The sequence below is a fragment of the Demequina aestuarii genome, assembly GCF_000975095.1.
In the GTDB taxonomy this organism is placed as follows: domain Bacteria; phylum Actinomycetota; class Actinomycetes; order Actinomycetales; family Demequinaceae; genus Demequina; species Demequina aestuarii.
Map to the genome: position 1 here is coordinate 454,801 of NZ_BBRD01000001.1, position 21,068 is coordinate 475,868.

At 69.6% G+C, this 21,068-nt stretch carries 19 protein-coding genes and 1 riboswitch; of the genes, 15 read left to right on the forward strand and 4 right to left on the reverse strand.

Going from position 1 to position 21,068, the window contains the following annotated elements; all coding sequences use genetic code 11:
- Positions 1-46: 46 nt before the first annotated feature.
- Together AOP72_RS02215 and AOP72_RS02220 are read right to left on the reverse strand one after the other, a co-directional pair.
- Positions 47-1,606 carry an FG-GAP-like repeat-containing protein gene (locus AOP72_RS02215; protein WP_062131791.1) on the reverse strand — a complete coding sequence of 520 codons (1,560 nt, stop codon included), beginning with the start codon at positions 1,604-1,606 and terminating at the stop codon, positions 47-49.
- On the reverse strand, positions 1,603-2,127 hold the full coding sequence (locus AOP72_RS02220; protein ID WP_062131794.1) for a hypothetical protein: 525 nt from the start codon (positions 2,125-2,127) through the stop codon (positions 1,603-1,605). The genes AOP72_RS02215 and AOP72_RS02220 overlap by 4 nt, the downstream gene beginning before the upstream one ends.
- 177 nt (positions 2,128-2,304) lie before the next feature.
- Between AOP72_RS02220 and AOP72_RS02225 the strand changes: the two genes are divergently transcribed.
- The 8 genes from AOP72_RS02225 to nagA all read left to right on the forward strand — a co-directional run bounded on the left by AOP72_RS02225 (position 2,305) and on the right by nagA (position 10,825).
- On the forward strand, positions 2,305-3,480 hold the full coding sequence (locus AOP72_RS02225; protein WP_062131797.1) for an ROK family protein: 1,176 nt from the start codon (positions 2,305-2,307) through the stop codon (positions 3,478-3,480).
- Between the two features lie 71 nt (positions 3,481-3,551).
- Positions 3,552-4,883, forward strand: coding sequence for an extracellular solute-binding protein (locus AOP72_RS02230; RefSeq protein WP_062131800.1), 1,332 nt, complete (start codon positions 3,552-3,554; stop codon positions 4,881-4,883).
- Positions 4,884-5,041: 158 nt separating this feature from the next.
- Complete coding sequence (locus AOP72_RS02235; protein ID WP_062131803.1) at positions 5,042-5,998, forward strand: carbohydrate ABC transporter permease; 957 nt, start codon at positions 5,042-5,044, stop codon at positions 5,996-5,998.
- Between the two features lie 59 nt (positions 5,999-6,057).
- The gene (locus tag AOP72_RS02240) at positions 6,058-6,837 is read left to right on the forward strand and encodes a carbohydrate ABC transporter permease (protein WP_084631835.1); all 780 of its coding nucleotides are present in this window, start codon (positions 6,058-6,060) and stop codon (positions 6,835-6,837) included.
- Entirely contained in the window at positions 6,834-8,264 is a 1,431-nt protein-coding gene (gene nagZ, locus AOP72_RS02245) for a beta-N-acetylhexosaminidase (protein WP_062131808.1), read from the forward strand. The genes AOP72_RS02240 and nagZ overlap by 4 nt, the downstream gene beginning before the upstream one ends.
- A complete protein-coding gene (locus AOP72_RS02250) occupies positions 8,261-9,166 on the forward strand; it encodes an ROK family protein (RefSeq protein ID WP_062131811.1) in 906 nt (301 codons plus the stop codon). Before nagZ ends, AOP72_RS02250 begins: the two co-directional genes overlap by 4 nt.
- The gene (locus tag AOP72_RS02255) at positions 9,159-9,941 is read left to right on the forward strand and encodes a glucosamine-6-phosphate deaminase (RefSeq protein ID WP_062131813.1); all 783 of its coding nucleotides are present in this window, start codon (positions 9,159-9,161) and stop codon (positions 9,939-9,941) included. Before AOP72_RS02250 ends, AOP72_RS02255 begins: the two co-directional genes overlap by 8 nt.
- A gap of 2 nt (positions 9,942-9,943) precedes the next feature.
- Positions 9,944-10,825 carry an N-acetylglucosamine-6-phosphate deacetylase gene (gene nagA / locus AOP72_RS02260; protein WP_062131816.1) on the forward strand — a complete coding sequence of 294 codons (882 nt, stop codon included), beginning with the start codon at positions 9,944-9,946 and terminating at the stop codon, positions 10,823-10,825.
- A gap of 15 nt (positions 10,826-10,840) precedes the next feature.
- On the opposite strand, the gene purU is transcribed toward nagA, so the two are convergent.
- Positions 10,841-11,698 carry a formyltetrahydrofolate deformylase gene (gene purU / locus AOP72_RS02265; RefSeq protein WP_062131820.1) on the reverse strand — a complete coding sequence of 286 codons (858 nt, stop codon included), beginning with the start codon at positions 11,696-11,698 and terminating at the stop codon, positions 10,841-10,843.
- A gap of 70 nt (positions 11,699-11,768) precedes the next feature.
- Between purU and AOP72_RS02270 the strand changes: the two genes are divergently transcribed.
- From AOP72_RS02270 to AOP72_RS02285, 4 genes are all read left to right on the forward strand, one after another.
- Positions 11,769-12,302 (forward strand): GNAT family N-acetyltransferase, encoded by a 534-nt coding sequence (locus tag AOP72_RS02270; protein ID WP_062131824.1) that lies wholly within the window; start codon positions 11,769-11,771, stop codon positions 12,300-12,302.
- Between the two features lie 62 nt (positions 12,303-12,364).
- A complete protein-coding gene (locus AOP72_RS02275) occupies positions 12,365-13,417 on the forward strand; it encodes an acyltransferase family protein (protein WP_062131827.1) in 1,053 nt (350 codons plus the stop codon).
- Positions 13,418-13,453: 36 nt separating this feature from the next.
- Positions 13,454-13,537: riboswitch (ZMP/ZTP riboswitch) on the forward strand.
- Positions 13,538-13,583: 46 nt separating this feature from the next.
- Positions 13,584-14,876 (forward strand): serine hydroxymethyltransferase, encoded by a 1,293-nt coding sequence (gene glyA, locus AOP72_RS02280; protein WP_062131830.1) that lies wholly within the window; start codon positions 13,584-13,586, stop codon positions 14,874-14,876.
- Complete coding sequence (locus tag AOP72_RS02285; RefSeq protein WP_238581583.1) at positions 14,876-15,793, forward strand: bifunctional methylenetetrahydrofolate dehydrogenase/methenyltetrahydrofolate cyclohydrolase; 918 nt, start codon at positions 14,876-14,878, stop codon at positions 15,791-15,793. Before glyA ends, AOP72_RS02285 begins: the two co-directional genes overlap by 1 nt.
- A gap of 10 nt (positions 15,794-15,803) precedes the next feature.
- Here AOP72_RS02285 and AOP72_RS02290 read toward each other — a convergent pair whose 3' ends face one another.
- Positions 15,804-16,604: an IclR family transcriptional regulator gene (locus tag AOP72_RS02290; protein WP_062131834.1), complete on the reverse strand. Its 801-nt coding sequence runs from the start codon at positions 16,602-16,604 to the stop codon at positions 15,804-15,806.
- A gap of 292 nt (positions 16,605-16,896) precedes the next feature.
- Here AOP72_RS02290 and dhaK point away from each other — a divergent pair, with 292 nt between their 5' ends.
- Genes dhaK through dhaM form a run of 3 tightly spaced genes read left to right on the forward strand, consistent with a single transcriptional unit; the run spans position 16,897 to position 20,997 of the window.
- A complete protein-coding gene (gene dhaK / locus AOP72_RS02295) occupies positions 16,897-17,892 on the forward strand; it encodes a dihydroxyacetone kinase subunit DhaK (protein WP_062131837.1) in 996 nt (331 codons plus the stop codon).
- Between the two features lie 25 nt (positions 17,893-17,917).
- Positions 17,918-18,553: a dihydroxyacetone kinase subunit DhaL gene (gene dhaL, locus AOP72_RS02300; RefSeq protein WP_062131840.1), complete on the forward strand. Its 636-nt coding sequence runs from the start codon at positions 17,918-17,920 to the stop codon at positions 18,551-18,553.
- On the forward strand, positions 18,550-20,997 hold the full coding sequence (gene dhaM / locus AOP72_RS02305) for a dihydroxyacetone kinase phosphoryl donor subunit DhaM (RefSeq protein WP_084631153.1): 2,448 nt from the start codon (positions 18,550-18,552) through the stop codon (positions 20,995-20,997). The genes dhaL and dhaM overlap by 4 nt, the downstream gene beginning before the upstream one ends.
- Positions 20,998-21,068 lie beyond the last annotated feature (71 nt).

Consider the following 21,068-nt stretch of genomic DNA (forward strand, 5'->3'; position numbering starts at 1 on the left):
AGGGCACACCCTACGTGATCGATGTCCGATTCATCCTCAGACTCTCTCAGTCAGCGAAGTCGAAGGTGGTCCATCCGACACCGATCTGCTGAGTCGCGGCGAAGCCACCGGCACCGTTGCTCCCGTAGAGCCAGAGCCGTCCGTCTGTTCCACGCCCCAGCAGGTCGAGCCGTCCGTCCTGGTTCCAGTCCCCGCCGCCCATGATCTCCGAGATCCCGCGCCAGTTGGAACCGATGCGCACCGGGTCTCCGAACGTGCCGTTGCGCCGGCCAGGGATGAGGTACAGGTGGCCGTCGGCTGTGCCGCGCGCGACGATGTCTTCGCTGCCGTCCGCGTTCCAATCTCCGGCGTACCAGATCTCGTCATAGCCGCTCCAGTCGACGTTCAGGTGAGTCGATGGGGCGAACCCGCCGGTTCCCGTCGACGGATAGATGTACACCGATCCGGTCGCCTGGTGACGAGCGAGGAGTGCGGGCGTGCCGTTGACACCCCAGGAATCGATGCCGACGAGGGCGTCCATCGAGGTCCAGCCGTGCCCGACCTTGCCCACCGTCCGGATCTTTCCGCTACCCGTGCCCTCGTAGGCATAGAGATCGCCGCCGCGGTTGATGGCGAAGAGCTCGGGCCTGCCGTTTCCGAGGAAGTTGTGGGTCTGTGCGAGGGAGGTCATCGACGACCACCCGCGGCCGTAGATGTTGCGCGTGAAGCTCATGCGGCCGGGACGACCCGCATACCAGTACAGGTATCCGTCTGAGCGGCGCGCGACGATGTCGGCGTAGGAGTCACCGTCCCAGTCCCGCTTGGGGGTGATGCGGTGGCCCTGGTTCGTAGTGGACCCGAACCAATCGGTGAAGATGCGCCAGAAGTTGCGGTTCCCGTAGGACGAGCAGCTGTTGCCCGTGCCGTAGAGGTTGTCCAGGGCCGCCTGGTTGGGTCGGTACGGCGTGTAGTTGTACAGCCCCGCGGTGGCCTGATTGCGGATGTACACGTCGGAACGGCCGCACGCCGAGTTGGGGTGGTACAGGATGGAGTTGACGCGACCTGCGATGTGGCCGTAGTTGTACGGGACGGCACGATACCGCTGGTACTGCCGCGCGGCGCGGAAGAGTTGGTTCACGAAGCCGTAGTACAGCTCGTCGCACGCGGCGGTGTCCGGGCACCCGAACCCGGCTGCGATCTCGTAGCGCCTGGCGGTGGGGGTGCGGGTTGAGACGAGGCTCTGCTCCTTCTCGAGAAGCACGAGCAGCACCTGGGGGTTGACTCCGCACAGGCGGCCGATCTCGACGATGATCTGGGCGGCGGTCTGGTTGGGCTTGCCCTGGTAGTCCGCGCACAGGCGCCACAGGGCGTCGTCACGGCTCTCGGTGTTCTCGACGAAGTCCTTGAGACAGGGCACTGCTCCAGACACGCATGCCGCGCCCTTGGCATCGAGGAAGGCCTGGACATCGCCGACGGTCATCGTGGTGGGGTTGTAGAACACCTCGTCGGAGATGATGTAGCCGGGGTCGAAGTCGTCCCCGTTGGCCGCCATCGCCTGCGAGTCCACGACCATGAGGCACAACAGGGTCGCCAGGGCGACGCCCGCGCCGCGGCGGAGCCGCGTCACGGGCCCACCGGAACAGGGGTCGCGTCTGACTGCCCGACGCTCGCTGCAGACTCGTACTCGATGACTGCGGTCCACGTGCCCTCGCTCAGGCGTGCATCGTCGACGGCCATGCGCCCGCACGAGGTGCTCGTCGCATCGGGTGCGGCGCTGCGCGTCGCAGTGTACGTCTCGGAGCCCTTGGTGAGGGTGAGGGTGCACTCGCCGTCATCCTCGATCACGTCGGGTACGTACGAGACAACCTCGACGTTGCCGGCATAGACGTCGGCGATGGTGACGATGACGTCGACCTGCGTTCGCGGGTCCGAGTCGGCGGCTGCGGTGGGTGAGGGAGTGGCGCTGGGGGTGTCGCTCGGTGATGCGGCCGGTGTGGGGCTCGCTGACGGCGACGGCGAGACGGTCGGCGAGGGCGAGGCGGAGGGGGACGAACTGGTCCCCGCGATCGGGGCCGCGCACGCCGTCAGGGTGAGCGTGAGCGCACCGAGTGCTGTTGCGGTACGCGCGATGCGTGCTGCTCTGCCCATGAGTCCTCCTCAGAACTGCGTGTTCGCCTGCATCTTAGGCATCGACAGTAAGGGGCATCGACATGACAGGCCGGGTGCGTGAGCCAGCGTGACAATCGTCACAGATCGGTAACAGTTGGCACCGAAAGGATTCGAGGGGGTTGTCAGGAGTTCGTTAGTAACCTTTACTAACTAACCATGACGACTGACGAAGCGCAGCGAGGCTCTTCCGGACGAGCGGCCCAGGCCACTCGTGCCGCCGCCGTGCGACCCGGCGCCCGCGTACGCCCCGAGCACGCGCGCCGCCACAACCGCGCCCTGGTCCTGCAGGCCCTCTACCGCGCCGAAGGGCTGAGCCGGGCCGACCTCGCGAGGGAGGTGGGCCTCACCCGCGTCACGATCTCTGACCTCGTCGCGGATCTGATCGGCGAGCACTTGGTCATCGAGCTGGGGCTGCGTCCCGACTCGCGGCCGGGAAAGCCGGCGACGCTGCTCGACATCAACCGCAAGGGCTTCGTCATCGTGGGGCTCGACCTGTCCAACAACGCGGTGTTCCGCGGCGCGGTCACTGACCTGGACGGCACGGTGATCGAGCGCGGAGAGGTCGACGTGGACGGCGTCGTGGGCGAGGGCGCCACGAACGCTGTCTACGCGCTCCTGGACGGCCTGCTCGCACGCGCCGCGTCGCCGGTCATCGGCATCGGTGTGGGGAGCCCCGGCATCGTCGACCTCGAGGGCACCGTCGTGAGCGCCCCGAACCTCGAGTGGCATCACGTCCCTCTTCAGCAGCTCATCGCCGATCGTTACCAGCTCCCGGCCCAAGTGGCCAACGACGCGAACATGGCCGCGATCGGGGAGCGCACCTTCGGCGGCGCCGATGCGGACATGATGCTCATTCGCGTGGGCCGCGGCCTCGGCGCGGGCATCGTGGTGGGAGGCCAGCTCATCTACGGCTCGGGGTTCGCCTCGGGCGAGATCGGTCACGTGGTGGTGGGTACCGACGGCGGCGACGAGTGCGCGTGCGGCAAGCGCGGATGCCTCGAGACCTGGCTCGCCACGCCCCGGCTCGAGGCGCGCCTCGCCAACGCCTCGAATGAGGCCGAGCGCGAGGACATCCTGCGCGCCGCGGGCGAGCGGCTGGGCATCTCGCTCGGACCCGTCGTGGGAGCGCTGAACCTCAGCGAGGTCGTGCTCGCCGGCCCTCACACCGTGCTCGGGGGTGCCCTTCTTGACGGCACCGCCGAGACGCTTCGCAGCCGCACGATGGCCGAGCTCCATGGCCACCTGACGCTGCGGATGACCACCCTGGGGCGCGACATCGTCGTGCTTGGGGCAGTGGTCATGGTCCTCACCGGCCAACTGGGGGTCTCGTGACCCCCACGCACCACCCACGACGTGGCCCTCGGGTCGCGGACGGCACACACACAACAGAAGGAAGTAGCGCAATGCTGAAGATGACACGCGGTGCGGTGGCCCTTGCCGCCGCATCAGCCATCGTCCTCGCCGGATGCTCGTCGTCCGGATCCGATGACGAGCCGACCACCGACTCCACTGCGGGCGGCGGCGAGCCCACTGCCGAGGCCCAGGCAGAGGACATCACGCTGTGGCTGATGGGGACGGACACCCCTGACACCCTCATCGACTATCTCAAGACGGAGTATGCCGACGTCAACGGCGGCGAACTCACCGTCGAGCAGATCGGCTGGGGCGACGCGATCTCGAGTCTCACCACCGCGCTGCCGGACTCGGAGAACACCCCCGACGTGACCGAGGTGGGCAACACCCAGTCCGCGACGTTCACCACGGTGGGCGCCTTCATGGACATCACCGACATGTACGACGAGCTGGGAGGGGACTCGCTGATTCAGGGCTTCGTGGAGGCAGGCTCGGTGGGAGAGCAGCGCCTCGCGCTGCCGTACTACTTCGGCTCCCGCATGGTCTGGTACCGCAAGGACCTGTACGAGCAGGGCGGCGTCGAGGTGCCGACCGATCTCGCCGAGGTGACCGAGGTCAATGCCTCGCTCATGGACGACGGCGTGGGCGGCTTCTACGTGCCCGGCCAGAGCTGGCGAGATGGCATCTCATGGATCTTCGCGAACGGCGGTGACATCGCCACGTACGACGGTTCGGAGTGGACCGCCACGCTGTCCTCGCCCGAGTCGATCACGGGCATGGAGCAGTGGCAGGAGCTGTTCATGGAGACCTCTGTCGCCCAGGTGACAGACGACGACTCCACGGCGTACGAGGCGATCAACGACGGTTTCCTCCCCGGCACGCCTGCCGCGACCACCATGGCGCCCAACTGGGCGTACTGGTCGCTCGGCGACATCGCCGAGAACGACGAGGGCGAGCCGGTCGCCACGTGGAACGAGGAGAAGTTCGGCGCCTACGCGCTTCCCGGCGTGGACGGGGGAGTCGCTCCCGTGTTCGCGGGCGGCTCGAACATCGGCATCTCGGCCTCGACCCAGCACCCGGAAGGGGCGAAGACCCTGATGCGCATCATCTTCTCCGAGGAGTACCAGACGATGCTCGCGGAGAACGGGCTCGGCCCGGCCAACCTCGACTACGCCGACACGTACGCCGAGGTCGCCGCGATGGGCGACATCGCGCTCACGGCAGCAGAGAACGCCAAGCTCACCCCGGCCGCGCCGGGCTGGGCCGCGATCGAAGAGGCGAAGATCATGGAGCAGTACTTCGCCGCAGTCGCCGAGGGCGGCGACGTCGCCGATCTGGCCGTCGAGTACGACGATCAGATCAACGCCCTCATCAACGGCTAGGCCGTTGCCGGGCCCGGTCCGGCCGTCGATCGACGGCCGGACCGGCACCTCCTCCTCGCCGGCCCGGGTGCGCCACCCGCGCCTGGGCCGGCGCCCGGGGCCTCGCTGACCGCCCCGCCTGACTTCCCCCCCCGTCTGACTTGCACCGAGGAACCGCCATGACCACTTCTGCGCCCGCGCGCGAGCTGCTCGACGCGCCGCCGCCGCCCGCGCGCCCGCGAACACGGCGCAAGCGCCCGCGCCTGCCGTACCTGCTCATCGCTCCCGCGCTGCTCGCGCTGCTGGTCGGCATGGGCTACCCGTTGGGGTGGCAGGTGCTCAACTCGTTCCGCGAGTACGGCCTCGCACAGCAGTTCGGCGAGGCTCCCGCATGGGTGGGTCTCGACAACTACATCGCCCTGCTCACCGACGGCGGCTTCTGGTCAGTACTGATCAAGTCCGTGGCATTCATGGCCGTCACGGCGCTCGCCACGATGGTGATCGGCATCGGGCTCGCGGTGCTGATGAAGTCGATCCCGTCGTGGTCGCGCATCGCACTGCAGATCGCGATGCTGGTGGCGTGGGCGATGCCCATCGTCGCGCAGATGACGGTGTGGAACTGGCTCATCGACGACCGCAACGGCGTGCTCAACTACCTGCTCAGCTACCTGCCGGGCGTGGACCTCGTGGGACACAACTGGCTGGTCGACCCATGGAGCTTCTTCGCCGTCGCGTCCATCATCATCACGTGGGCCTCCGTGCCGTTCGTCGCGCTCTCCGTGTACGCGGGCCTCACGCAGGTCTCGGAGGAGGTCGTGGAAGCGGCGCAGCTCGACGGCGCTGGCGGATTCCAGATGCTGCGGCGCGTGACGCTGCCCATCCTGCGCCCCATCCTCGTGATCCTGCTGCTGCTGCAGCTCATCTGGGATCTCCGCGTGTACGCGCAGATCGAACTGCTGCAAGGGTTCGGCGCCGCCGGAGACAAGTACGACCTGCTGGGCACGTACATCTACGGGCTCGGCATCGGCCAGGGCCACTTCGGAGTCGCGGCAGCGGCGGCGATGATCGTCCTGGTCTTCACCATCGCGCTCAGCTGGTTCTACGTGCGCGAGCTGATCAAGGAGGACCAGTCGTGACCACCAAGCGCTCTCCGCTCCGTCCCCTGTTCACGGTGCTGGCCCTCGTGCTCGCCGTGATGTGGGTCTTCCCGGTGTACTGGATGGTCAACTCGTCGTTCCAGACCTCCGCGACCATCTCGGGTCTCACACCCACCTGGCTGCCGACCTCGGGGTCGTGGACGAACTACCGCGCGGTGTTCTCCGACTCGACCTTCTCGGGTGCGCTCGGCATGTCGCTGGCCGTGACGGGCATCGCGCTCGTGGTGTGCCTGGTGTTCGCCTTCTTGGGCGCACTCGCGGTGTCCCGGTTCCGGTTCCGCGGCCGCAAGTCGTTCGTGCTCGCCGTGATCCTCGTGCAGATGCTTCCCGCAGAGGCGATGTTCATCGCCCAATACAAGATGATCTCCGGGCTCGGTCTGCTCAACAGCATCGCGGGCGTGTCCATCATCTATATCGCCATGGTGGTGCCGTTCACGCTCTGGATGCTGCGCGGCTTCGTCGCCGGCGTGCCCGCCGACCTCGAGGAGGCGGCGATGATGGACGGGTGCACGCGATTCGGGGCATTCATGCGCGTGACGTTCCCGCTGCTCGCCCCCGGCCTTGTCGCATCGGGCGTCTATGCCTATCTGCAGGTGTGGAACGAGTTCGCGCTCGCCTCCGTCATCCTCACCTCCGACCAGAGCGAGACGCTTCCGTTGTGGCTGCGCAACTTCGCACAGCCCTCGAGCCTGGGCATGATCGAATGGGGTCAGGTGATGGCTGGCTCGACGCTCGTCGCGATCCCGGTCATCGTGTTCTTCATGATCGTCCAGGGCCGCATGACGTCGGGCCTCGTGGGCGGGGCGGTGAAGGGATGAGCGCACTCGCGACTCTCATGCCAGGGTTCGAGGGCACCGTGCTGCCCGCGTGGGTCGAGCGACGGCTCCGGGACGGCATGGGCGGGGTGTGCCTGTTCGCCACCAATGTCGAGTCCCGCGAGCAGCTGCGATCCCTCACCGCCAGCATTCGCGCCGCGAACCCGCGGGCGGTGATCTCCATGGATGAGGAGGGCGGCGACGTGTCGCGGCTGCATCAGCGCGAAGGCTCGCCGTTCCCGGGCAACGCCGTGCTGGGCCGCCTCGACGACCCGGCGATGACCCGTGCCGTCGGGGAGCAGGTGGGCCGGGAACTGATCGACGCCGGCATCAACCTCACCCTCGCCCCGGATGTCGACATCAACTCGAACGTGTCCAACCCCGTCATCAGCGTGCGGTCGTTCGGGGCTGATGCGGATCTGGTGAGCCGTCACGGCGCCGCCTGGACACGAGGAGTGCAGTCGGCCGGCGTCGCTGGCAGCGCCAAGCACTTCCCTGGACACGGCGACACCGCGCAGGACTCTCATGTCTCCCTGCCGACGGTCGACGCGGACCTCGACACGCTGCGTGCGCGCGAGCTCGCGCCGTTCGCCGCGGTGATCGAGGCGGACGTGGCGACCATCATGAGCTCGCACATCGCCGTGCCCGCGCTCGATCCCGAGCAGCCGGCCACGTTCTCGCGGCCGATCCTGACGGACCTGCTGCGCGGCGAGATGGGCTTCGAGGGCGTCGTGGTCTCCGATGCGCTCGACATGGTGGGCGCCTCGGGCGAGATCGGCATCCCCGCCGCCGCCGCGCGAGCCCTCGCGGCAGGCTGCGACCTGCTGTGCATCGGCACGGCGAACACCGACGAGCAGATCGACGCCATCGTCGCCGCCATCGATGCCGCGGTAGCGCAGGGAGACCTCTCCGCACAGCGCGTGGAGGACGCGGGTGTGCGCATCGGCGCCATGGTGGAGTCCTTCAGTCAGCAGGCGGCCGATGCGGTCGCGGCTGGAAGCACGGCCGCTGGCCTCGGCCAGGCCTCGGTGCGAGCGGCGTTTCACGTCTCCGAGCGCGTCGCAATCAGGCTGCAGGGCCTGGTGTCCGACACCCGGCCGCGTCACTGGATCCAGCTCGAGCCGGACGCGAACATCGCCGTGGGTCACTCGCCGTGGGGGCCGTTCGCGGCGGGCGTCGGGGCAGACGTGGTGGTGCGACCCGGCGATGCCCTCGATCTCGACGCCATTCCGCAGGAGGCGGTCCTGGTCGTGGTCGGCAAGGACAACCATCGTCACGCCTGGATCCGCGAGGTCATCGAGAGCGTGCGGGCACTGGACCCCATCGTCGTGGACATGGGGTGGCCGGACCTGACCGCACCGTATGCGGACCTCGCGACGTTCGGCGCCTCTCGCCTCGTCGGAGCCGCTCTTGCCGAGGTGCTCTCGTGACCGCCCCGCGCATCGGCGTCGACATCGGCGGCACCAAGGTCGATGCGGTCGTGCTCGGCGCCGACGATGCGCTGCTCGCTCGCCACCGCATGCCGGTGACGAGGGGCGCGGAGGGCGTCATCGCGTCCGCGTGCGAGGCGGTGGCGCAGGCGACCTCCCATGCCGGGATCGAGGTCGCCGACGCCGCCGGCGTGGGCATCGGCATCCCGGGCGCCGTGAGGGGCGGCGTCGTCGAGCATGCGCTGAACCTCGACGTCGAGCGACTCGCACTCGCGGACGTGCTGCGCGACCGCTGGGGAGTGCCCGTGACCGTCGAGAACGACGTCAACGTCGCTGCGCTCGGTGCATGGCACCTGCTTGGTGACGGGCCCTCGTCAGTCGCGTACCTCAACGTGGGGACGGGGCTTGCCGCGGGCCTGATCCTGGACGGTAGCCTGTGGCGCGGTGGCAGGGGAGCGGCGGGCGAGATCGGCCACATCTCGATCGACCCGGCGGGCCCAGTCGGGGCGGACGGTCTGCCCGGGGGGCTCGAGACCTACGCGTCCGGCAGCGGGATGGTGCAGCAGTGGGGCCGCGACGGCGCAGCCGCCGTGGACGTGCTGCGCGCCGCGCGTGCCGGCGACGAGCGCGCGCAGCAGATCCGCACGGGTCTCATGCAGGGCGTCGCCACTGCCGTGCGCGTGCTCGTGCTGACGCTCGACGTCGATCGCGTGATGCTCGGCGGCGGGCTCACTGGCCTGCGCTACGAACTGCTTGACGGTGCTCGCAGGGTGATTCGTGGATGGGAGGCGGCCTCACCGTTCCTCGCGTCGCTCGACATGGGCGGGCGCATGGTCCTGGCTCCCCACGGGGAGCCCATCGCCGCGATCGGCGCCGCGAAGCTGGAGGTGGAACGTGGCTGAGATGCTGGTCTTCGATACCGCAGAGAAGGGCGCGCAGGTGGTCGCCGACCACATCGCGCGGGCCGTCCATGCGACTCGGGAGTTCACGCTCGGAGTCGCCACCGGCTCGAGCCCTCTGCCGGTCTACGCCGCTCTCGCACGGCACGCCTCCCAGGGAGCGGACTTCTCGCGCGTCAGCGCCTTCGCGCTCGACGAGTACGTGGGCCTGCCTTCCGGTCACCCCCAGTCCTACGCCGAGGTGGTGGCGCGTGATGTCACCGATCCGCTCGGCCTCGACCCGGCGCGAGTGCGGGTTCCGGATGGCGGGGCCGAGCGGATCGAGAGCGCTGGCGAGCGCTACGAGGCCGCCCTCGACGCCCACGGCGGCGTGGACCTCCAACTCCTCGGCATCGGCGCCACCGGTCACCTGGGCTTCAATGAGCCCGGATCGTCCTTCGCGTCCCTCACCCGGGTGAAGACCCTCACGGAGCGCACCCGCCAGGACAACGCCCGGTTCTTCGACTCGCTGGACGAGGTGCCGATGCACTGCGTCACGCAGGGCCTGGGCACCATCCTCCGAGCTCGTCACCTGGTGCTGCTCGCGTTCGGCGACGGCAAGGCCGATGCGGTGGCTGCCGCCGCCGAAGGCCCGGTCACCGCCTCGATGCCCGGCTCGGCCATCCAGCTGCACCCGCGGGTGACGGTGGTGCTGGATGAGGCGGCGGCATCCCGCCTCGCCCATCGCGACTACTACGAGTGGGCGCAGCGTCACAAGCCCGCGTGGCAGGGAATCTAGCGATGGGTCAGGGCGCATTCACTGACATCCACGGTCATGGTGGCGGGGGACACTCCTTCGGTGACAGTGTCGACGGCACGCTCGCCGCGGCTGCGGCGCATCGGGAGGCAGGGACTCGCGCGATGGTGGCGTCCCTCGTCTCCCTGCCGCTGGCGGAGCTGGAGCGCCAGATCGGCGTGGTGCGAGAGGCGATGAACAGTGACCCATCGCTGCTGGGCATCCATCTCGAGGGACCATTCCTCGCGCCGTCGCGCAAGGGTGCTCACGATCCCGGGAGTCTGGCGCTGCCGACACCGGAGTTGGTGGGGCGGCTGCTGGGTGCGTGTGGCGATGCGCTCCGACAGATCACCATGGCGCCCGAACTGCCCGGCGCTCTCGAAGCCATCGAGACCTTCGTCGACGCAGGGGTCGCAGTCGCGGTGGGTCACACGGACGCTGACGCCCCCGTGGCTCGGGAGGCCTTCGATCGCGGCGCGACGCTGGTCACGCACGCCTTCAACGCCATGCATGGCATTGCGGGCCGCGAGATCGGTCCCGTCGGGGCGGCCCTCGACGACTCCCGGGTGTTCATCGAGGTCATCGCCGACGGGATCCACGTGGATCCCGCATTGATCGCGACGCTGTTCCGCGCCGCTCCGGGCCGCATCGTGCTCGTCACCGACGCCATGGCCGCGGCAGCGTCATCCGACGGCCGCTACCTGCTCGGGTCGCGCGAGGTCGAGGTCAGTGGTGGCCGCGCGGTACTGACCGGTACCGGCACCCTCGCCGGGTCGACGCTCACGCTCCGAAGAGCGGTCGAGGTCTGCGTCGAGGCAGGGGTGCCGCGCGACGACGCCGTCGCCGCCGCATCGGCCGTGCCGAGAGCAGCGCTCGGTCTCGACTGAGCGCGCCTCGCCGCGTCAGCTGAAGACGATGGTGCGGTGACCGTCCAGGAGCACGCGGTGCTCCGCGTGCCACCCGACTGCGCGAGCCAGTGCCCGCCGCTCCACGTCGGCGCCGAGCGCGGTGAGGGTCTCCGGCGTCGCCGTGTGATCCACCCGGTCCACGTCCTGCTCGATGATGGGCCCCTCGTCGAGGTCCGCCGTGACGTAGTGGGCGGTCGCTCCGATGAGCTTGACGCCGCGGTCATGGGCCTGGAAGTAGGGGCGCGCGCCCTTGAAGCTGGGCAGGAACGAGTGGTGGATGTTGATGGCGCGCCCGTGGAGCGCCGTGGACAGCTCCGGCGACAGGATCTGCATGTAGCGCGCGAGGACGACGAGCTCGACGCCCAGCTCCTCGACCAGCGCGAGCAGCCGCGACTCGGACTCTGGCTTGGTGTCAGCGGTGACGGGAATGTGGTGGAAGGGCTTGCCGTAGAACTCGGCGAGATCCTTGAGGGTCTCGTGATTGCCCACCACGGCCGCGATGTCGACCGGCAGGGTGCCCGCTCGCTCCCGGAACAGCAGGTCGTTCACGCAGTGGGCCGCGCGCGAGACCAACACGATGGTCCGCATGGGCCGGCCCGCGACGTCGAGCGTCCACGTCATCGTGAATCGCTCAGCGAGGTCGGTCACGGCGGCATCGAGCTCCTCACGCGACGCGTGCGACGCGAACTCGACGCGCATGAAGAACAGCCCGGTGTCGGGGTCGCCGAACTGCTGGCTCTCGGTGATGTTGCCCTCGTGGCTCGCGAGCAGGCCGGAGACGGCATGCACGATGCCGGGGCGGTCAGGGCACGAGAGGCTGAGGATCCACGATCCCGGTCGTTCGGAAGGCATGCGCCGATCTTAGCCAGCGCCGCGCGGCGCACGTCACGGCGTGTGGCGGCGATGCTGGCAAGATGGACCCATGGCTGAGTCAGACGGAGTGCGCATCGACGTCATCGGCGTCGACCACGTGGGTGAACTCTTGACGGTGCGGCGCGCCGCGTTCGTCACCGAGGCCCAGTTGTACGACGACCCCAACATCCCCGCGCTCACGCAGACCCTCGATGAGCTGCAGGTCGACCTCGAGTCCGACGACGTCGTGACCTTGGGGGCGTGGCAGGGCCACCGCCTCATCGGCTCGATCCGCGTGGGGATCGATGGAGACAAGGCGACCATCGGCCGCCTCGCCGTGGTTCCCGACCTCCAGGGCCAGGGCATCGGCACCCAGCTGCTCTTCGCCGTGCTCGGCCACCTGCCCGAGTCGACCAAGGAGGTCTGGGTCTTCACCGGCCAGAACTCCAAGCACAACATCGCGCTGTACAACAAGGCGGGCTACGACCACCAGTTCGACCAGGTGGCGGGCGACCTCACCTACGCGTACCTCAAGAAGGTCCTCGAGGCGGGCGCCGTGGTCTCGGATGATCTCGACGACAACGCGGTGCGCGGCGACAACTGACTGCTCTCGTCCGGTCCCCTCTCTGAGAGCGGCCTGAGAGGCCTGTCCCGCACAGTGGAGGGGTGACGTCCCCCTCCGCCCTTGCCCTGCATCGGTCGCTGACGCCGCGCAGCGACGCCCGTCGCGAGATCGCTTCGCCTCCCGGTCGCGACCGCTCGATCGACGCCGCCGTGGGTCTGCTGGTGATGCTCGTCGTGTTCAGCCACGCGATCGGGCCGCTGTCCGGCCGTCCCGCCGAGGCGATCACGCAGTGGCTGTTCATGTTCCACATGCCTGCGTTCGTGTTCCTCTCGGGCTACCTCACGCGCAAGTCGTCCGGGTGGTCGCCGCGTGCGCTCGCGGGGCGTCTGCTGTTTCCCTTCGCCGTCTTCCAGGTGCTGCACCTCGGCGCCGCGTCCCTCGTGGCGGGAGAGATCTCCACGCCCACGCCGCTCGTTCCCGCCTGGACCACCTGGTACCTGTTGTCCCTCTTCGCATGGCGTGTGGCCGCCCCGTGGCTGGCGAGGATTCCGCACGTCCTTCCCGTGAGCGTCGGCGTGTCCATCACCGCGGGCGGACTGGCCGTCATCGGCCCTCAACTGTCGCTCGGCCGGACCCTCGGCTTCCTGCCGTTCTTCGTCCTCGGCCTGGTATGGCGCGACGCGTGGTTCGCACGCCTGCGCTCCCCAAGCATCCGGATCGCCTCCGCCGCGCTGTTCGCCGGGGCATGGGTGCTCGCGTACCTCACGGAGCCGATCCTGAACCGTGGCGTGTTCTTCCTCCACGAGGACTACGGGGACCTCGACTTCACGTTCATCGAAGGCGCCGCCCTGCGCGCGGCGGTGCTCGCGACCGGAGGCCTGCTGACACTCGCGCTCGTGTCTCTCACGGGATGGAGCTCGCGGGTGGCCGCGCGCATCGGCGCCGGCTCGCTCGTCGTGTATCTGCTGCATCCGTTCGCTCTGTACCCGATCCGTGACGACGGCTACGGCGCCGCGCTGCCCGAGGCGGCGTGGCTCGCGCTGATCGCCATCGCGACCGTCGCGTTCGCGTGGGCCGTGTCGCACCGCGTCGTCGCGCGCGCGACGGCGCCGCTCATGGACCATCGATGGTGGGCGGGCGAACGGACGGCGTGACGGGGCTCGCCTCGGGCCGATGCGCGTTGCTAGACTGACGCCCGTCGCGACTGGCGCAGTGGGTCACCACGAGGGAGCGGCACATCATCAGACTGTTGGTCGTACGCCTGGGCCAAGGTCACCGGACAACCGGCGGCCCCGTGTGCCGCCACAGACAAGGACACTGATGAGCACTGATTCCAGCGCCACCGCAGCGGTCATGAACGCGACCCTGCAGGACTTCGACCCCGAGATCGCCCAGGTCCTCGACCGCGAGCTCGTGCGTCAGCAGACCTACCTCGAGATGATCGCGTCCGAGAACTTCGTGCCGCGCTCCGTGCTGCAGGCACAGGGCTCGGTCCTGACCAACAAGTACGCCGAGGGCTACCCCGGCCGCCGGTATTACGGCGGCTGCGAAGAGGTGGACGTCGCGGAGAACATCGCCCGTGATCGCGCGAAGTCGCTGTTCGGCGCCGAGTACGCGAACGTGCAGCCGCACTCGGGAGCCACGGCCAACGCGGCAGTGCTGCACGCGCTCATCAATCCGGGCGACAAGATCATGGGGCTGTCCCTCGCGCACGGCGGCCACCTCACGCACGGCATGAAGCTCAACTTCTCCGGCAAGCTCTACGAAGTCGCGGCCTACGGCGTCGACGAGCAGACCCACCGCCTGGACATGGACGAGGTGCGCAAGCAGGCCCTCGCCGAGCGCCCCGACGTGATCATCGCCGGCTGGTCCGCCTACCCGCGCCACATCGACTTCGAGGCGTTCCGGTCCATTGCCGACGAGGTGGGCGCCAAGCTGTGGACCGACATGGCGCACTTCGCCGGCCTGGTCGCCGCGGGTCTCCACCCGTCGCCCGTGCCGCACTCGGACGTGGTGTCGACCACGATCCACAAGACCATCGGTGGCCCCCGCTCGGGCATGATCCTGTCGCGCGACACCGAGCTCGCCAAGAAGCTCAACTCCGCAGTCTTCCCGGGACAGCAGGGCGGCCCTCTCATGCACGTGATCGCTGCGAAGGCGGTCGCCCTCAAGGCGGCTGCGGCGCCCGAGTTCAAGGAGCGCCAGCAGCGGGTCATCGAGGGCGCGCGCATCATCGCGGAGCGCCTGGTGGCGGCCGATGCGACCGAGGCCGGCATCTCCGTCGTCACCGGCGGCACCGATGTCCACCTGGTGCTCGCCGACCTCAGGAACTCGCAGCTCGACGGCCAGCAGGCCGAGGACCTCCTGCACTCGGTGGGCATCACCGTGAACCGCAACGCGGTCCCGTTCGACCCGCGTCCGCCGATGGTCACCTCCGGGCTGCGCATCGGCACCCCGGCGCTGGCATCGCGCGGCTTCGGTGCCGAGGAGTTCACGGAGGTCGCCGACGTCATCGCGACGGCGCTCAAGGGCGGCGCTGACGTGGACGCCCTGCGCGCACGCGTCAAGGCGCTGGCCGACGACTTCCCGCTGTACGACGGGCTCCAGCAGTAGTGGGGGCTCCCGACACCGTGGGAGTCGACGCAGGGGCACGACGACTCGACGGCAAGGCGACCGCCGCGACCATCAAGGCGGAGCTGACCGAGAGGGTCGCGGCGCTCGCTGAGCGCGGCGTCACTCCCGGGCTCGGCACGCTGCTGGTCGGAGACGACCCGGGTTCGACCTGGTACGTCAACGGCAAGCACGCCGACTGCGCCGAGGTGGGGATCTCCTCGATTCGCGAGGATCTCCCCGCCACCGCCACTCAGGCCGAGATCGAGGCCGCAGTGACCCGCCTCAACGAGGACCCGGCCTGCACGGGCTTCATCGTTCAGCTGCCGCTGCCCGAGGGCGTCGATGCGAACCGCGTGCTCGAGACCATCGACCCCGCCAAGGACGCCGATGGGCTGCACCCCACGAACCTGGGGCGGCTCGTGCTGCGCGTGGCGGGGCCCATCGAGTCGCCGCTGCCGTGCACGCCCAAGGGCATCATCGAGCTCATCGAGCGCCATGGGGTGTCTTTGCAGGGCAAGGACATCGTGGTGGTGGGTCGTGGCACGACCGTGGGCCGGAGCATCGGCCTGCTGCTCACCCGCAAGGCCGTCAACGCGACCGTGACGCTGTGCCACACCGGCACGGCGGACCTCGCCTCGCACACGCGCGGAGCCGACGTGATCGTGGCGGCGGCGGGCGTGCCCGGGATCATCACCGCGGACATGGTGAAGGACGGTGCCGTGCTCATCGACGTTGGAGTGTCCCGCGTGACGGACCCCGAGACCGGCAAGTCGAAGGTGGCAGGAGACATCTCGCCCGAGGCGATCGAGAAGTCGTCGTGGTTCTCGCCCAACCCTGGTGGGGTGGGGCCGATGACGCGCGCGATGCTGCTGTCCAACGTGGTCGAGCAGGCGGAGCGCGGCCTCAGCGCGTCGTAGCTCTTCTGAGTCAGCCCTCGGGCTGGTCCGGGACCTCCTCTCCGTCAGTGCTCTCGACGGGGGCTGGTGGTGGCCATTCGCGCCACCCCAGCTCCCGCGAGATGGTGCGCGCAGTCTCGCGCACGTGGTTGCCGATCTGAGGGTCGGGCGGGATGTCACTCGTAGGCAGCACCACCTCGATGGCGGCGACCACCTCTCCCGTGCGGTCCGCGATCGGCGCCGCGATGGCGGATTCGCCGAGGACCGCCTCGTCGCGCTCATGCGCCAGGGTGTTCGCCACGATGCCGGGAAGCGTGGCGAGGAGCGCCTCGGGATCCACGATGGTGTCTCCCGTGAGCGGGCGCAGCGGGGCATCCGTGACCTGACGCGCCAGCTGCGGGTGGTACGCGAGCAGCACCTTACCCATCGCTGACGCGTGGGCCGGGATGGTGAGGCCGGTCTCGTACATCTGCTGGCTTCCGTCGGGGCGCCGGTTGTGGTGGACGATCAGCACCTCGTCGAACAGATCGACTCCCAGCCGTGTCGAGAGGCCGGTGCGACGGGCGAGCTCTCGCGTCCACTGCATGGCACGCGCCCGCACTTCGTGGGTGTCGAGGAACACGTTCGACATCTTGAGCAGCATGGGTCCGAGGCGGTAGCGCTGCGAGCCCCGTTCCTTCACGACCAGCCCGTGCTCTCGCAACGACTGCACGATCCCATGAACGGTCGAGGGCGCCAGATCGAGCTCGCGCGCCAGTTCGCTGATGCCCAGGTGACGCGCGCCCTGGAGCGCGTGGAGCACCCGTGCGGCACGGTCGATGGCTTGGATCACGCTCGGGCTCTTCCACTCCGGTTGACAGGTTCCACTCGCGGAATAGTATTCGATATTGTCGAATAGTGGCCCAATGGTGGGCCAGGCGGTCGTCCTCGACGGCGAGGGCTCCGCACCCAGAGGAGCGCAGATGCACGTGACAGCACCGCGGTCGACACCGGTCCCGCTCGCCACGTCCTCTCGCTTCACGGCTGTCGCAGCGACGATGTCGCGACGCCGCCGTCCGCGGCCGCTGCGCCGCCCGACCACACCCCGCGGGCGTGTGCGCCCGCACCTGTCCTAGGGAGTCACGATGAAGAAGCTCATCAACGCACCAGAGACCGTCATCGCCGATGCCTTGAGGGGAATCGAGGCTGCGGATTCCTCGGTGCGCATCGACCACCAGCACCGCATCATCTATCGAGCGGACCCTAAGCCCGATGGCAAGGTCGCCGTCATCTCCGGTGGTGGCACGGGGCACGAGCCGCTGCACGGTGGCTTCGTGGGCCACGGAATGCTCGATGCCGCGTGTGCAGGGGAGGTCTTCACCTCGCCCACGCCTGATCAGATGCAGGCGGCCACCAAGGAGGTGGACCGCGGCGCCGGTGTGCTCCACATCGTCAAGAACTACACCGGCGACGTCATGAACTTCGAGATGGCCGCCGAGCTCGCTGCGGCCGAGGCGGGCGTCGAGGTCGCCACCGTGGTCACGAACGACGACGTCGCCGTGCAGGACTCCCTGTACACCGCGGGGCGGCGCGGCGTCGGCGTCACGGTGCTCGTCGAGAAGATCGTGGGCGCCGCGGCCGAGGAGGGCCGCGACCTCGCTGCAGTGACCGATCTGGCTCACCGCGTCAACGAGGGCGGTCGCTCGATGGGGATGGCGCTCACCAGCTGCACGGTTCCAGCGGCGGGCAAGCCCACCTTCGACCTGCCGGACGACCAGATGGAGATCGGCATCGGCATCCATGGCGAGCCCGGCCGTCATCGCGAGCCGCTCGCTCCCGCGAAGGACATCGCGGCGCAGCTGGTGGAGCCGATCCTCGCGGACACCGACATGTCTGGCCCCGCGATCGTCATGCTCAACGGCATGGGCGGCTCACCGCTGCTGGAGCTCTACCTGATGTACGGCGAGGTGGCACCCCTCCTGGAGAAGGCGGGAGTGAGGATCGCCCGCACCCTCGTGGGCAACTACATCACGTCGCTGGACATGGCGGGGTGCTCGCTCACGGTGCTGAAGGCGGATGACGACATGCTGGCCCTGTGGGATGCGCCGGTGCAGACTGCCGGGCTGCGCTGGGGCCGATAGAAGAACGACGACAGGAGCGAAGGACGTGGCGGATCAGCTCACTCTGGACATCGCGAAGGACTGGCTCGCCCGGTTCGGCACAGCGGTGCAGGAGCACAAGGCGCACCTGACCGAGTTGGACTCCGCGATCGGCGACGCCGACCACGGGTCCAACATGGCGCGCGGCATGACGGCCGTGAACGACGCGGTCGCCGGCAGCGCGCCGGCCGCCCTCGATGAGATGTTCAAGTCCGTGGGGATGACCCTGGTCAGTTCCGTGGGCGGAGCGTCGGGACCCCTGTATGGCACGTTCTTCCTCCGATTCGGCGTGGCCGCGGGCGAGACGGACTCGATCGACGCGGCCGGACTCCTGGCCACGCTGCAGGCGGGGCTGGGCGGGATCACGGACCGCGGCAAGGCCGAGGCCGGTGACAAGACGATGGTCGACGCGATGGCGCCAGCGCTCGACGCGTTCGCCGCGTCTCTCGCCGACGGCGGAGGGCTGGCTGACGCGGCGCGCGCGGCCGCGACCGCGGCAGCCGAGGGCCGCGACGCGACCGCGCCGCTCGTGGCACGCAAGGGCCGCGCCAGCTACCTGGGCGAGCGGTCGGTCGGCCACGTCGATCCCGGCGCAGCGTCGACCGCCATGCTGTTCGAGGCGCTGGCGGCCTCCGTCACATGAGTCCGCCGTCCCGCGTGGGGATCGTCGTGGTCTCGCACTCGGCTCCGCTGGCCCACGCGGCCGTCGCTCTCGCGACCGAGATGGTGGCGGAGGACCCGCCTGCAATCGTGGTCGCCGCCGGCACTGCGGACGGCGGCACTGGGACCGATGCGACCGCGGTGGCCGCGGCGATCGAGGAGGCGGATGAAGGGTCCGGAGTGGTCGCGCTTCTCGACCTGGGGTCGGCGATCATGAGCGCGGAGATGGCGCTCGAGTTCCTGACCGGCGACATCGAGGTGCGGTTGGTTCCCGCGCCCTTCGTCGAGGGCCTGGTGGCCGCTGCGGTGCGTGCGGCCGCAGGCGCCGGGATCGACGAGGTGGCTCGGGAGGCCGCCGATGCGCTGGCGCCCAAGCTCTCTCAGCTCGGTGAGCGTGGCGACCACCGCGATGGAGCGACGCAGGAGGCTCCGGTCGAGAGCGACGCGGACGCGCGTGCCACCGCCGTGATCGTGAACGTCGCCGGTCTGCACGCGCGGCCGGCCGCCGCGATCGCGGCCACGGTGGGCAGGCTCGGTGCAGACGTGAGGATCGGCGCGGGCGGTCGATGGGCCGATGCCGCCTCTCCCACGTCGCTGGCGATCCTGGCGGCTGCGCCCGGGACCACGGTCGAGATCGTCGGTCGCGGACCCTCGGCACAGGACGGCGTCGATGCCGTCGTGGCGCTCGTCGAGAGCGGTTTCGGCGAGGAGATCGCAGCCGAGGAGTCGGGTGAGCAGAAGGGCTTCACGCCGGACACCGGCGGCGAGGCGCGTTCGGCAGCGGCGGCTCCGCTCTCCGCACCGCTCGGTGTGAGCGCGGGTCGCGTGGTGGGGCCGGTGAGGCAGGCTGCCGCTCCGGCGCAAGAGCCTCCTGCGCGCATGGTGCCTGAGGCCGAGCGCACGGCCCAAGCCGAGCGCATCGCGCCGGCGTGCGCGCACGTCGCGCAGCTTCTCAGGGAGACGGCGGCGCGAGTCGACGGAGAGCGCGCGGCTGTCCTCGAGGCCACGGCCGCCATCGCGCTGGATCGTGCGGTGCGGGAGGGCGCGGAGAGTCGCTGCCGGGAGGGGAGCACCGCAGAGCGTGCGATCTGGCAGGCCGCAGGCGAGATCGCGGTCGCGCTGCGGGAGGCCGGCGGCGTGATCGCGGAGCGCGCCACCGACGTGCTCGATGTGCGCGATCGCGTGATCGCGGTGCTCGAGGGGCGCGAGCTGGAGGCTGCTCGCACGGTCGACCCACACGTGCTGGTCGCCGTCGATCTCGCTCCCGCTGACACCGTCGAGCTCGACCCGTCGACGTGCCTGGCGCTCGTCACCGAACGTGGTGCCCCCACGTCTCACACCGCGATCATCGCCAGGGAGCTGGGGATTCCTGCGGTGGTGGGTGCGAGTGGCGCCACCACCATTCCCGACGGCACCGAGGTGATGGTGGACGGCGGCACGGGCGAGTTCGTGATCGAACCGGATCGAGCGCAGCGGGCGACGGTGCGCGAGCGGATCGTTCCCGAGCCGCTGGAGGCAGCCGGAGCGACCGCTGACGGCGCCGCCGTGGCGCTCCTGGCGAACATCGCTGGAGCACACGAGGCGCGGGAGGCGGCCTCGTGGGGAGCGGAGGGCGTCGGTCTGCTGCGCACCGAGCTCGCGTTCCTCGGTCGAGCCGATGAGCCCTCAGTCGAGCAGCAGACGCGCGAGTACGGCGAGGTGCTCGCGGCGTTCCCGCAGAAGCGTGTCGTGATCCGCACCCTCGATGCCGGTTCAGACAAGCCGGTGCCCTACCTGCCTCTCGCGGCCGAGCCGAACCCGGCGCTGGGCGTGCGAGGGTTCCGCACCGCCACCGTCCACCCCGACCTGCTGGCCCGTCAGCTGGACGCGATCGTCGCCGCGATCACCGGAGGCGACGCGCAGACCTGGGTGATGGCACCCATGATCACCACGCCGGACGAGGCCGCAGAATTCGCGTCGCTCGCCCGCGCCGCGGGGATCGGGCAGGTCGGTGTGATGATCGAGACTCCCGCGGCAGCCGTGATGGCGGGCCAGGTAGCCGCCGAGGTGGACTTCATGTCGATCGGCACCAACGACCTCGCTCAATACGTGATGGCGGCCGACCGCCAGTCGACGGACCTCGCTCACCTGACCGACCCGTGGCAGCCAGCGGTGCTGGCCATGATCGCCGAGGTGGGTCGAGCGGGAGAAGCCGCGGGGATCCCCGTGGGCGTGTGTGGCGAGGCGGCGTCGATGCCGGACCTCGCTCCCGTGCTCGTGGGCCTCGGCATCAGCAGCCTGTCGATGGCGCCGCGCGCGCTCGGACCCGTGGCGGCGTCTCTTGCCGCTGCCTCTCTCGAGACGTGCCGAGAGGCGGCGAGGGCAGTCGTCGGCGCGCGCTCGTCATCGCAGGCGCGTGCCGACGCAGCACAGCGCCTCGGCGCGTGAGCCGCCGCCCGTCTCGCGCGGGTGGTGTCCGCCGCGCGCGATAGCCTCGCAGGTGGACGCGGCAGCATGCG